Genomic DNA, 12,802 nt, shown 5'->3' on the forward strand with positions numbered 1-12,802 from the left:
CCGCCGTGCAGGTGATCAACGGCTGGTATGTCGACAAGGGGCGGATCGTCTGGGGCCTGGCCCAGCACAACGGCATATGGGGCGGGTTCCGTGGCAGGGCGGGATGGTTCACGGACACTCCGATCCGTCCGAACCTCGCGGCCCGCGATCCCGGCCGGACCGGACCAGGACACACTGAGGACCTCGACCGGCTGACCGATTCGATGCTGGAGCACGGTGTCCACGGGTTCGAGCACTGCTTCGGCCTGTGGTTCGACCGCAGGCGCGACGCCCACGACACCGAGCGACGGACGGACGCGGAGGCCGTCCCACCGTTCCTGGAACAGCCGTGGCTACGGAGCGGCGCACAGGCGGCGTGGGACGGGCTGCCCCAGTACGATCTGGACCGCTTCAACCCCTTCTACTTCCGCAGGCTCAAGGAACTTGCCGACCTGTGCGACAGAAAGGGGATCGTCTTCTTCCACAACTTCTATCTGCAACATGCGCTGGTCGAGGTCGAGGCCCACTACGTGGACTTTCCCTGGCGGCCCGTCAACTGCGTTCAGCCGACCGGGATGCCGGACCGGATCCCGGCCGCCGACGCCTTCTACGACGTGCGCGACCCCGTGCGCAGAGAGCTGCACCGCAAGTACATCAGACAGTGTCTGGACGTCCTCGGTGGCCACCGGAACGTGGTCTTCCTGATCTCCGAGGAGTACACGGGCCCCGTCTCGTTCATGGAGTTCTGGCTGGACGAGATCCGCGGATGGGAGACGGAGACCGGAGAGTCCGTGCACATCGCCGTCGGCGCGACCAAGGATGTGACGGACGCTGTTCTCGCCGATGCCAGTCGTGCGGGGAGGGCGTCGACCCTCGATCTCAGATACTGGTCCTACGACGCGTCCGGCGTCCTGAACGCGCCGCCCGGAGGCCGGCAGGTCCCCGCCCGTTTCATGGACGCCATGGAGCCCACGCCCGGTCAGTTGTACCGGCAGATCGTCGAGTGCCGATCCAGGCACCCGGACCGGGCGATCGTCATCGAGAGACATCTGACGACACGGCAGCACGTGTGGGCCTTTCTCATGGGCGGCGGCTCCATGCTCATCGACAAGATCCACTTTCCGGCCTCCGGTACGGCGCCGACGGCCGCCGAGCCCTCGGCGGACTACCAGCCCTCGGTGGACTACCAGCCCCCGGTGGGAAGCGACATCATCCGGATTCCGTTCCGATTCATCAGGGACCACTTGGCTGAACGCTTGCCGCAGGCCCGCCCGTTGACGCTCGACGGGCAGCACACCAACTGGTGTCTGGCCGATCCGGGGAAGTTCTACTTGGTCTACCTGCTCCGCGGCGGTCGGCTCGCGCTGCGGATCCCGTACGGGATCCGCGCCGTGCGCGGCAGCTGGCTCGACCCGAGAACCGGTGAGCTTTCGGAAGGCCGAACGACGGCGACCGATCCGGCCGGGCTGGTCGAAGTGGCGGCTCCGGACGGTCGGGACTGGGTGCTGTGGCTCACCGCGGAAGGCCGGTAGGCACCGGAAGGTCCGGTCCGATCGACACGATCGGACGGGACCCCTCGGCAGACCTGCAACGCCCAGTCGGGGCGGCGTGCTGTGCGGATCACCGTGTCCAGTCCGTGGGCCGAAGGCCCGTGAGCTGTCGCACCACCCGGTAGAACTGCGGGTAGCTGCCGAAGCCGGCGGCAAGTGCCGTGTCGAGGAGCGTGGGGTGGACCCCTGCCTCGTACAACTCCCGGAATCGGCACAGCCGTTGCTCGTTTCGGAAGCGCGAGACGCTGACCCCCGTCTGCTGCCGGAAGAGGCGGCCCAGATGGTGCCGGCCGAGGCCCACGGCACGGGCGAGGGCATCGACGGACTCATCGGCACGGCCGTCCTTGAGCAGCCGAGCGGCCTCGGCGACCGCCGGGTGGAGCACCGGGGGTGCGGGAACGTCCGGCGCGCACTGAAAGGCGTCCCAGGCGGCGAATATCGCGTGACGCAGCCCGGCGACCACCGTGTCGCGGTCGTCACTTCGGGCGACCTGCCCGAAGAGCGCCTCCAGCCGTGCGGCCGCCGTGCTGTCGAGGCGACGGGCGAAGTGCCCGGGAGGGTCGGTCAAGAGCAGGACGCGGTTGCGGTCGGAGGCGCAGACGGCGCGCAGCGCGGCAGCGTCGAACAGGCCGAGCCAGTCGCGATAGCGCGGTGACCGGTCGACCAGGATGTGCTCCTGGCCCGGAAAGAGCCAGACCAGCGAGCCGGGGGAGAGGTCATAGCGGCGACCGGACAGCAGGTAGGCCGCGGTGCCCTCGACCACGAGGCTGAACTCCACGGTGCGGTGCCGGTGCGGGGCCGCCATGCGACGGCCACCCCTGCGACGCGTCAGCCGCATCCCGCAGCCCGGCACGGCGATGTCCCACAGTGCCGATGGAGCGTCGGCCGACGCGGGAAGCGACATCGCACGCAATGCACATGAGCGTGCCGCTTTCCGAGAAGAGGCGGGCGGAGGCTCACACCTACGGTGAATTCCGTCCAGTTGTATGTCGTCCACTCCGAAAGGACGTCCCTTCCATGTCCGTTGACGCGACCGTCGCCGAGGCCGGCCCAGTCCGTACACCCACCGACCTCGACGACTACCTCTTCGACCTGCGTGGCTATCTGATTCTTGAGCAGGCACTGGAGCCCGACCTGGTGGACGCACTGCACGCCAGGCTCGACGCCGCCCCGATGCTGGAGCCGCACGAGTGGTGGGGCAATGTGCACCGGGCGGACGCCTTCCCGGACCGGCAAGGAGTGGAACTGCAGAACATCGTGGAGGCGGGGGAGCCCTTCGAGCGGCTCATCGACCACCCGTCGTGGCGGGAGTACGTGCACCGCTACTGCGGTGAGCAGGGCTCGTACGTCGACGGGCTGTTCATCGACGAGTGCTTCGCGTCCATCCGGCGCTCCGGCGGCTTCTTCCCCGTCCACTCCGGGGCGTACCGCAAGGCGATACGAGGGCAGTATCAGCACCGGGACGGCGTCTTCCGCTGCGGACAGGTCAACATCCTGATGGCCCTGACCGACATCGGACCCGGAGACGGCGGAACGCTCGTCATCCCCGGCAGCCACAAGTCGAATCTGCAGCACCCGCAGTACGAGAGGTACAAGAACTGGGACACCGGCATGGACGCCATGACGGGGGTCGAGGAGGTGCACTTGAAGAAGGGCGATGCCCTGCTGTTCTGCGACGGACTGGCCCATGGCGCCTCCTCTCGTACCAACCCCGGCGAACGCCGTGTCGTCATCTACCGCTACGGACCGTCCTGGGGCGCCACCCGACACGGCTACCAGTACTCCGACGAGCTGCTGCGCCGCCTGACCGCACAGCGACGGTCGATCCTCCAGCCGGTCCCGCCGCGGCGGTCGGTCTCCTGACCGCGGGACGGTGCGCTGCGGATGCGGTTCAGGAGGTGTGCCTGGAGAGCCTGAGTGTCATCAACTGGAACGGGCGCAGCGTCAGTTCGATGAGATCGCCGGACGGATCAAGGGACGTCAGGGGCCGTTCCAGCAGATCACAGGTCCGCGCCCGCGCCACGGAAAAGCCCGCGCTCAGCCGGGTCCGTACCCGGGCGCCCTCGGACTCGTACAGGCGGACCACCACGTCGCCGCTGCCGTCGTCGGCCAGTTTGACCGCGCTGATCACCGCCGCCTCGTCGGCCACGGTGACCAGCGGCCGGACCTCGGCGGAGCCGGGGACCCGCCGCTCGGGCAGGTTGATCCGGTACCCCTCGCGCACGGCGTCGCCGATCCGGGCGCCGAGCACCAGGGCGTGCCGGAAGCGGTGCACTCCCTGGTCGGTGTGCGGGTCGGGGAACCGGGGCGCGCGCAGCAGGGACACTCGGACCGTCGTCGTGGTGCCCGGCGTGTCCGCGTCCTCGCGCACGGTCCTGGTGACGTCGTGGCCGTAGGTCGAGTCGTTGACCAGGGACACACCCCAGCCGGGCTCCTCCACATGCACAAACCGGTGGTTGCACGCCTCAAACTTGGCGGCCTCCCAACTGGTGTTGGTGTGCGTGGGCCGGTACAGGTGGCCGAACTGGGTCTCGGCGGCATAGCGGTCGGTGTGGATGTCGAGGGGAAAGGCGACCTTGAGGAATTTCTCCGTCTCGTGCCAGTCCACCTCCGTGTCGATGTCCAGTCGCTTGCCGCCGGCTGCCAGCGTGAGGGTCTGGGTCACCGTGGAGGAACCGAAGGAGCGGCGCAGGCGTACCGCGACGGCGTCGGGGCCCTCGGCCGCCACCGCGATCTCGTCCACGCTCGTCAGGTCGGTGACGGTGTTGCGGTAGAACGCGTCGACGTCCCAGGCGTCCCATTCGTTGGGGAAGTCCGGGTGCAGTTGGAGCAGGTTCGCCGTCGTGCCGGGCGCGATCGCCTCGCGGTCCGCGTCGACGTCGACGGCGGACACGACGAGCCCGCGCTCGTCGACGGCGATCCGCACCAGGCCGTTGGCCAGTACGTATCCGCCGTCCGGCCGAGGCGTCACCGAGCAGCCGTCCGCTGCCGGGGGCGCCGGGGCCGCTCCGCCCGCGGGGACCGTGCCGCGGGAGTGCGGGGCGGCGTTGAAGACCAGCTCCCCGCCGCTCGCCTCGCCCGCCAGCGCCCGCTGGGCGGAGGTGACGATCGCGTTCAGCTCCTCGCTCACCGCCGCATGCGTGCGCTCCGCCTCGCGGTGCACCCAGGCGATCGAGGAGCCGGGCAGGATGTCATGGAACTGGTGCAGCAGCACCGTCTTCCAGATCCGGTCCAACTCCTCGTAGGGATAGGGGAATCCGGCGCGTACGGCGGCGGTGGCCGCCCACAGTTCGGCCTCGTGCAGCAGGTGTTCGCCCCGCCGGTTGCCCTGTTTGGTCCTGGCCTGGCTGGTGAGCGTGGCGCGGTGCAGCTCCAGATACAGCTCGCCCACCCACACCGGCGCGTGCGGGTACTCCGCCTCGGCCTTGGCGAAGAAGTCGGCGGGTGCCTCCCACCGGACGGTGGGCGAGCCTTCCAGGCTGCGCAGCCGGGCCGCCTTGCCGATCATCTCGCGGGTGGTGCCGCCGCCCCCGTCGCCCCAGCCGGTGGGGGCCAGCGAGTGACGGGCGTGGCCCTTGTCCTTGAAGTTCCGTGCGGCGTGGGCGATTTCGCTACCGGCCAGTGTGGCGTTGTAGGTGTCGACGGGCGGGAAGTGGGTGAAGATTCGGGTGCCGTCGATGCCCTCCCACCAGAAGGTGTGGTGCGGGAACTTGTTCGTCTGCGACCAGGAGATCTTCTGTGTGAGCAGCCACTTGGACCCGGCCGCCTTGATGATCTGCGGGAGGCCCGCGGCGAAGCCGAAGGTGTCGGGCAGCCACACCTCGTCGTTGTCGATGCCGAACTCGTCGAGGAAGAACCGCTTGCCGTGGACGAACTGGCGGGCCATCGCCTCCGATCCGGGCATGTTGGTGTCCGACTCCACCCACATGCCGCCCGTCGGCACGAACCGGCCCTCCGCGACGGCCTCCTTGAGCCGGGCGTACACCTCCGGGCGGTGCTCCTTGAGCCAGGCGTACTGCTGTGCCTGGGACATGGCGAAGACGAAGTCGGGCTCCGCCTCCAGCAGGGAGGTCATGTTGGCCGTGGTGCGGGCCACCTTGCGGACGGTCTCGCGCAGCGGCCACAGCCAGGCGGAGTCGATGTGCGCGTGACCGACCGCGCTGATGCGGTGCGCGGACGGCACGGCCGGCGCCGCCAGCACCCCGGCCAGCCGCTTGCGGGCCCGCTCCGCGGTGCCGCCCACGTTCTGTAGGTCCAGGGCGTCGAGCGCGCGGTCGACGGCGCGCAGGATCTCCCATCTGCGCGGCGCCTCCATCGGCAGCTCGGCCATCAGCTCGCCGAGCACCTCCAGGTCCAGGACGAGGTCCCACACCCTCTGGTCGAAGACGGCCAGATCCATCCGGCCCAGCCGGTACTGCGGCTCGGTGCCCGCGGTCTCCTTGTCCCCGAGGTCGGTGGGCAGGAACGGGTGGGGCTGGAGGATGACCGGGTTGGAGGCGGCCTCGATGTGCAGCTCCACCTGTTCGCCGCCCGCCACCGGGGATCCGATCCGCACCCACTGGTTGCGCGGATTGAGCCCCTTGACCGCCGAGCCGTCGGGCCGGTACACGAGGCCCTCGCACTGGAAGCCGGGCATGCGCTCGTCGAAGCCCAGGTCCAGCAGCGCCTCCACGGTCCTGCCCCGCCACTGTTCGGGGACGGTGCCGTGGACCGTGAACCAACTGGTGCCCCAGGGCGCACCCCAGGCGTCGCCGACGGCGATGGGCGTGCGCGGGGCGTCGAGGCCCTCCCGCACGGGCACCGGTTCGTCCGGCGCGGTCCAGACGCTCACCTCCAGCGGAACACCGGCGGGATGTACGGCGGGACGGATGCGTTCGTCGAGTACGCGCTTGAGGCGGCCCTCGACCAGCCTGCGGTCGTCGTGCATGGTGGCTCCTGGCAGGGGTGGGGAGAGTGAAAGAGAACACGCGTAAGAGGGTGCGAGGGGCCCGGACCCCACGGCAGGCGCGCGGCAGGCGCGGCAGGCGCCGTGCCCGCCATGGGATCCGGGCCGAAGGAGCGTGGCGGTCAGCTCACCGCCACTGCGAATACACCGCGTACCTGGGCTGGTTGAGCGTTCCGTCGCTGTTGAGCGCACCCAGTCCCTGGGTGTCCCAGACGTAGTACGTCACGCCGATGCCCCGCTCGGTGCCGGAGAAGGTGGGCCCGCCGTTGGCTCCCTGTCCGCCGTTGACGTACGAGGTGAGCGTGTCCGCCCACGCCTTGTCGGCGCTGCTGTCCATCGGGGCGCCGGCCTCGCCGATCCACACCGGAGCGATGTTTTCCTTCACCAGGTAACCCCAGACCGCGTTGTACCGCTTGACGGCCTCGACACCGCTGTCGGGGTCGATGTGGGCGACCGAGTACGGGTATTCGTGAATCGAGTAGACGATCTGCTTCCTGCCGCCGTTGGCGTCGGACAGCACCACCGGCGTGTCACGCACGGCGGTGAGATCGCCTTCGGGCGCCTTGACTCCGGAGCCACCGGCGAAGGAACCGCCGTAGTTCTGTGGCCCTTCACAGATGATCAGCACGCCCGGGTCGATGGCCTGCAAGGCGTTGCCGACGGTGGTGTACATCTTGTGGATGTCGGTGACGCCGCCGTCGCCCCAGGTGCTCTGGCCGGTGTAGGCCAGGGGCTCGTTGTGCAGGTCGAAGCCTATGACGGTGTCGTTGCCCTTGTACCGGGTGGCGAGCAGTTTCCAGTCCGCGAGGAACGACTCCTGGGTGACCGTGCCCGTCGTGCCGCAGCCGTCCGTGCCGTCGGTGCCGGGCCCCTTGTCGTACCAGAGTCCGTTGCCCTGCTGGGCAAGGCAGTTGCCGTTGCCCGCCACTCCTTCGTCGTTGTGGTGATTCAGGATGACCTTGAGGAGATGGCTCTTGGCCGCGGCGACGACCGCATCGAGGCCCGCCAGATAGGCGGCCGCGTTGCTGTCGTGCAGGCTGGCGTCGCTCCAGGCGAGCGTCACCGTGTTGAAGCCCGCGTCGCGAATGGCCTTCATATTGGCGTCCAGCCCGGCCAGCGGTGCGTCCTGGTTGACGATCTCCGTCTGGTCGAGACGGGAGTTGCCGTGCAGGGCGACCGAGGCGATACGCACCCGCTTGCCCGTCGGATCGACGATCTGACTTCCGACCGTGCTCAGATACCCGGACGGCAGCAGTGCCGCACTCGCGGCCTCCTGCGTCGATTCCGCCTGGGCGGTCCCCGTGCTTGCGGTGGCTGTGATCCCGGTCGCCGCGAGTAGCGCGGCGGACGCGATCGTCAAAACTCTTGCCGTGATGTTCACAGGCCGTCCTCCTCCTTGGTGATGTCGGCCGTTGTGATCAGTGCGGCGTCGGCGGTCAGGGTGAGCACCACGCCGCTGTGGCGGCGCGCTTGACCCGGCCGGGGCGGACGAGGCATGGGGAATTCACGGTGAGGCGGTTCATGAGGATGCCCTTCGAACGTGGGGGGAGGCGTCAGGCATGGGGGGGAACGCGGCGTCCGGAGCGCATGCGGCTCGGCTCAGGCCGCGGGAGAAGGAGACGGGGCTGTGGGCGTACCGCCCGGTACTTGTGTTACCGCGTGCTCGGCTGCCCCGTGGAGGCACGCACCACCAGGCTTGTCGCCAGTGCGGCGTGCCGGGCCTTGCCGTGCGGGTTCTCGATCCGTTCGAGGAGCAGGTCGACGCCGCGGGCCGCCATCACATCGATGGGGACGTGCAGAGCGGTGAGTGCCGGATGGACCGTACGTGCCATGAAGGTGTCGTCGACCGTGACCAGGCTGAAGTCCCCTGGCACGGACCGGCCCTGGCGACTCAGACCGCCGAGGACACCGTGCGCCACCATCTCGTTGTGCGCGATGATCGCGGTCGCACCGCTGGTGGGCACCAGGTCCGCCGCCGCCACCCCGTTGTCGTAGCTCAGGTCGAAGGGGCCCAGCTGCTCGACGAGTTCCACGGCGTACTCGTCGCACGCCTCCTGCACCGGCGACCGGTGACCGTCCGTGCGGGCGGCGACCGTTCCGTTGACGTACACGATCCGGGTGTGGCCTAGCGCCGCCAGGTGCCGGACCGTCTGGCGCATGCCGGTCGCCAGCTCCGCGTACGCGCAGTCCACGTCCGGTAGCCGGGTACGGATCAGCGCCACCGGACCGGCGTCGGCCAGCTCGTGCACCATGGCGTCGGTCATCCGCGGGCCGGCGAGCAGCAGTCCGTCGGTCTGCCGGGCCATCGTCTGCGCCAGTCGGAAACCGTCGGCCGGATCGTCGCCGGTGTCTGCCAGAAACAGTGCGTGATCCTTGCTGCGGGCCCGGTACTGCACGGTCTTGATGATCTCCGCGTAGTACGGGTTGACCACATTCGGCACCAGCAGGCCCAGGGTCTTCGTACGACCGCGGGCGAGTGAGCTGGCCGCACGGTTCGGCACGAAGTCCAGCCGCCGGGCGACCGCGAGCACCCGTTCCCGGGTGTCGGCGCGGACGGTGTGCGGCAGGCTGAAGACACGCGAGACGGTGGATGCGGACACCCCTGCCTCACGTGCCACGTCGGCCATGGTGACGTTCACTTGATGCGGACCACGTCGTCGATGTTCACGGGGTCACCATGGTCGAAGGACGCGTTCGCGGCAAGTCCGGTGGCCAGCGCGTATGCCCCGTCCACCGCCGTGGCGGTCGCCGCGGCACCGTCCTCGTCCTTCTCGCCGTCGAACAGCGCCCGCAGCATCCGCGCGTCTCCGCCGCCGTGCCCGGTGTGATCGAACTCCGGGATCTCGACCTCCCGAGGCGGCTGCCACAACGGCCGGACGAGGACCCGTGGCCCCCCCGCGTTCACCAGCGCGGTGTCGCCGTGCACGGCGCCCTTCGCCGAGGTGAGCTTTGTGTTCGGCGGCAGCCAGGCGCTTTCCTCGACCTCCAGCTCAAGCCGTCCGCCGGTGCCGTTGAACATCACCCGGTAGCCCTCGCAGGGCGAGTAGGCGGTGAGGTGGTAGGACATGGTGGCGCCGGTGTCGTAGCGCACGAGGACCGCCATGTCGTCCTCGATGGTGATGCCGTCACCGAAGACGTTCCGGTCGCGGTGGTAGCCGTCGGCGTGCTCGGCGTCCAGGTACAGGGCGCGCAGCCCCTCGTTGTCCTCCAGATGCAGGGCGAAGGGGTCGTCCGCCGCCGCGGACGAACCGTGCGCGCGCTCGTAGTCGCGGCGGTAGCCGGTGCGCTCGCCGTTCTCCCGGCCGTAGAAGCCGAGCCGGCCCATCCCGAAGACCTGCTGCGGCCGGGCCCCGAGCCACCAGTTGACGAGATCGAAGTGGTGGCCGGACTTGTGCACCATCAGGCCGCCGCTCCGGTCCTTCTCGCGGTGCCAGCGGCGGAAGTAGTCGGCCCCGTGGCGGACGTCCAGCAGCCACTCGAAGTGCACGGAGAGCACATCGCCGATCGCCCCGCCGCGCAGCTCCCGGTGAACCAGCTCGTGCACGGGGTTGAAGCGGTAGTTGAACGCCACGGACAGGTCGTTGCCGGTCTGGTCGACGGCGTCGAGGATGCGTCGGCAACGCTCGGCGTCGGTGGTCATGGGTTTCTCGGTCACGACCCGGCAACCCGCCCGCAGCGCCGGGACGATGTACAGGTCGTGCAGCACATCGACGGTGGTGACGACCACGGTGTCGATGCGCTCGGCCCGCAGCAGTTCCTCGAAGCGGTCGGGGCCGTAGGTGCGGGCCCAGGGCCGCCCGGCGGCGGCCAGCAACTGGTTGTGGTGCGCCATACGTACGGGGTTGGGGTCGCAGAGGGCGGCGACCTCGATGTGCTCGCGCTGAGCGAGTCCTTCGGTGAACTGCTGGGCGCGACTGCCGGTGCCGACGATGGCGACACGTGTGTGGGTGGGCATCGCTCACCTCCTTCTGACGCAACGCTTGCATGCGCTTGCATTGCGGTCAAGAGGTGGAACAAGGGAGAAATGGCTGGGGTTTATTGCGCTGGGCAGTGGACGGAGATGCCGGGTCGTGCATATTGTGCAAGCGCGTGCAGAGCTTGCAGGGTCAACCTCCGAGGAGAGTCAGGAAGCCTTCGCGAGGTGTTCCTTCCGGCTCGGTACGGCACCCTGGCCGACACCTCTGGGAGATCTGCATGGCCCTGTCCGACATGCCCTTGGCCGACTTGTGCACCTACCGCCCCGAGGGTGAAGAGCCCGAGGACTTCGACTCCTTCTGGAAGAGCACACTGGACGAGGCCGCGGCCCACGACCTGGCACCGGACTTCAGTGCGTACGACGCGGCCCTGAGCGAAGTCGACGTGTACGACGGGTCGTTCGCGGGCTGGGGCGGGAACCGCGTGTCCGGCTGGCTGATCATCCCCGCACACATCCGGGGACCGGTGCCCTGCGTCGTGGTCCACGTCGGGTACCACCGGGGCCGCGGCATGCCGCACGACCATCTGCTCTGGCCCGCTTCGGGGCGCGCCGTGTTCGTCGTGGACACCCGCGGTCAAGGCGCGTCGGGCGGTGACCACGCCGGCGTCACCGCGGACCCCCACGGCGGCACCGACCCGCAGAGTCCGGGCTTCCTGACACGAGGCATCCTCGCGCCGGAGCACTACTACTACCGCCGGGTCTTCACGGACGCCGTGCGGGCCGTGGACGCCGCCAGGAGCCATCCCGCCGTGGACCCCGACCGGGTGTATGTCAGCGGTGCCAGCCAGGGCGGCGGCATCGCCACAGCGGTGGCCGGACTGCGCGACGACGTGGCCGCCGCGCTCATCGACGTACCGTTCCTCACGGACTTCCGCCGCGCGCTGGAGATGACCGACAGCGACCCCTATCAGGAGATCGTCCGATTCCTGAAGACCCGGCGCGGCACGGACGAACAGGTCTTCCGCACGCTGTCCTACGTCGACGGCAGGTACTTCGCGGCGCGGGCCGACTGCCCCGCGCTGTACTCGGTGGCGCTGATGGACTCGATCTGCCCGCCCTCGACGGTCTTCGCCTCCTACAACCACTGGGCACACCCGGAGAAGTCCATCGAGGTCTATCCGTGGAACGGCCATGAGGGCGGCGCCGGCGACCACCGCCTGGCGCAGCTGAAGTGGCTTGCCCGAGCGGACGGTTGACGTCCGCGCGAGACACCCGACCCGGGCAGTGCCGACGAGCAGTGCGCCCGCCCGTCCACCCACCTACAGGAGTTCGCACGATGTCCCAGTCCCGACAAGCCCTGCACGACGGCTGGCGGCTGTCGGCCGCCACGGGGCCGGTGCCCGCGCACATCAGGGGCGAAGTGGTGCCGGCACAGGTTCCCGGCAGCGCCCACCTCGACCTGCTCGCCGCCGGGCTCATCCCCGATCCCTATCTCGACCGGGCCGAGGAGGAACTGGCCTGGACGCATCGCGCGGGGTGGCGCTACGCGCTCACCTTCGATGCGGTGGCCCCGGCCGCGGGCGAACGCGTCGACCTGGTCTTCGACGGTCTTGACACCGTGGCCGTCGTCGAACTCAACGGGCGGCAGCTGGGCTTCACGGCGAACATGCACCGCTCCTACCGGTTCGACGCCCGCTCCGCGTTGCGGACCGGAGCCAATGAGATCGTTGTCTCCTTCCGGTCGGCGCTGGAGTACGCCGAGGAGATCGCGGGTGAGATCGGGCGCCCGCACAACTACCCGCACCCGTTCAACACGGTCCGCAAGATGGCCTGTAGCTTCGGCTGGGACTGGGGGCCCGACCTGCAGACGGCGGGTATCTGGAAGCCCGTCCGGCTGGAGCGCTGGACCACCGCGCGCCTCGCGGCGGTGCGCCCCCTGGTCACCGTCACGGACGAGGGAACCGGACGGGTCGAACTGCACGCCGACATCGAGCGCGCGGGGGACGACGCCGCGGTGGACTTGGTGCTGGCCGTTCAGGTCGCCGGTCGTGAGGCGCATGTCGCCGTCCCGGCCGGTGAGACATCCGCCGTCGTCACGCTGGACGTCCCGGACGTGGCCCGGTGGTGGCCGGTCGGATACGGGGACCAGCCGCTGTACGACCTGAGCGCGGACCTGCGCGACAGCGACGGCGCTCTTGTGGACAGCGCCGCCCGCCGCATCGGCTTCCGCACGATCACCGTCGATGTCACACCGGACGAGATCGGCACTCCGTTCACCGTCGTCGTCAACGGCCTGCCGGTCTTCGTCAAGGGCGTCAACTGGATCCCGGACGACCACTTCCTCACCCGGATCACCCGCGAACGCCTCGCCCACCGCATCGACCAGGCCCTCGGCGCCCATGTCAACCTGCT

The 12,802-nt window shown here is 69.5% G+C and carries 9 protein-coding genes; 4 read left to right on the forward strand and 5 right to left on the reverse strand.

What is annotated here, in order from left to right; all coding sequences use genetic code 11:
- The first annotated feature begins 5 nt into the window (after positions 1 to 5).
- Positions 6 to 1,511 carry a DUF6298 domain-containing protein gene (locus tag ACWEKM_RS37270; protein ID WP_451625713.1) on the forward strand — a complete coding sequence of 502 codons (1,506 nt, stop codon included), beginning with the start codon at positions 6 to 8 and terminating at the stop codon, positions 1,509 to 1,511.
- Between the two features lie 88 nt (positions 1,512 to 1,599).
- Here ACWEKM_RS37270 and ACWEKM_RS37275 read toward each other — a convergent pair whose 3' ends face one another.
- Positions 1,600 to 2,334: a helix-turn-helix domain-containing protein gene (locus ACWEKM_RS37275; protein WP_451625714.1), complete on the reverse strand. Its 735-nt coding sequence runs from the start codon at positions 2,332 to 2,334 to the stop codon at positions 1,600 to 1,602.
- 212 nt (positions 2,335 to 2,546) lie between these two features.
- Here ACWEKM_RS37275 and ACWEKM_RS37280 point away from each other — a divergent pair, with 212 nt between their 5' ends.
- Positions 2,547 to 3,392: a phytanoyl-CoA dioxygenase family protein gene (locus ACWEKM_RS37280; protein ID WP_451625715.1), complete on the forward strand. Its 846-nt coding sequence runs from the start codon at positions 2,547 to 2,549 to the stop codon at positions 3,390 to 3,392.
- Between the two features lie 28 nt (positions 3,393 to 3,420).
- On the opposite strand, the gene ACWEKM_RS37285 is transcribed toward ACWEKM_RS37280, so the two are convergent.
- The 4 genes from ACWEKM_RS37285 to ACWEKM_RS37300 form a co-directional block, all read right to left on the reverse strand.
- On the reverse strand, positions 3,421 to 6,456 hold the full coding sequence (locus tag ACWEKM_RS37285) for an alpha-mannosidase (RefSeq protein WP_451625716.1): 3,036 nt from the start codon (positions 6,454 to 6,456) through the stop codon (positions 3,421 to 3,423).
- Between the two features lie 145 nt (positions 6,457 to 6,601).
- The gene (locus ACWEKM_RS37290; protein WP_451625717.1) at positions 6,602 to 7,855 is read right to left on the reverse strand and encodes a glycoside hydrolase family 5 protein; all 1,254 of its coding nucleotides are present in this window, start codon (positions 7,853 to 7,855) and stop codon (positions 6,602 to 6,604) included.
- Between the two features lie 271 nt (positions 7,856 to 8,126).
- The gene (locus tag ACWEKM_RS37295) at positions 8,127 to 9,092 is read right to left on the reverse strand and encodes a LacI family DNA-binding transcriptional regulator (RefSeq protein WP_451625718.1); all 966 of its coding nucleotides are present in this window, start codon (positions 9,090 to 9,092) and stop codon (positions 8,127 to 8,129) included.
- Positions 9,093 to 9,109: 17 nt separating this feature from the next.
- Positions 9,110 to 10,429 (reverse strand): Gfo/Idh/MocA family oxidoreductase, encoded by a 1,320-nt coding sequence (locus ACWEKM_RS37300; RefSeq protein WP_451625719.1) that lies wholly within the window; start codon positions 10,427 to 10,429, stop codon positions 9,110 to 9,112.
- Between the two features lie 239 nt (positions 10,430 to 10,668).
- Between ACWEKM_RS37300 and ACWEKM_RS37305 the strand changes: the two genes are divergently transcribed.
- Both ACWEKM_RS37305 and ACWEKM_RS37310 read left to right on the forward strand, forming a co-directional pair.
- Positions 10,669 to 11,646, forward strand: coding sequence for an acetylxylan esterase (locus ACWEKM_RS37305; RefSeq protein ID WP_451625720.1), 978 nt, complete (start codon positions 10,669 to 10,671; stop codon positions 11,644 to 11,646).
- An 80-nt stretch (positions 11,647 to 11,726) separates the two neighbouring features.
- Positions 11,727 to 12,802 (forward strand): glycosyl hydrolase 2 galactose-binding domain-containing protein (locus ACWEKM_RS37310; RefSeq protein ID WP_451625721.1); only part of this gene is annotated, 1,076 nt, incomplete at its 3' end.

The sequence above is a fragment of the Streptomyces sp. NPDC004752 genome (assembly GCF_053601275.1).

Coding starts and splice junctions, on each gene's coding strand:
- ACWEKM_RS37275 (WP_451625714.1), bottom strand. CDS start 2,334: ATGGCGGCCCCGCACCGGCACCGCACCGTGGAGTTCAGCCTCGTGGTC.
- ACWEKM_RS37305 (WP_451625720.1), top strand. CDS start 10,669: ATGGCCCTGTCCGACATGCCCTTGGCCGACTTGTGCACCTACCGCCCC.
- ACWEKM_RS37300 (WP_451625719.1), bottom strand. CDS start 10,429: ATGCCCACCCACACACGTGTCGCCATCGTCGGCACCGGCAGTCGCGCC.
- ACWEKM_RS37285 (WP_451625716.1), bottom strand. CDS start 6,456: ATGCACGACGACCGCAGGCTGGTCGAGGGCCGCCTCAAGCGCGTACTC.
- ACWEKM_RS37280 (WP_451625715.1), top strand. CDS start 2,547: ATGTCCGTTGACGCGACCGTCGCCGAGGCCGGCCCAGTCCGTACACCC.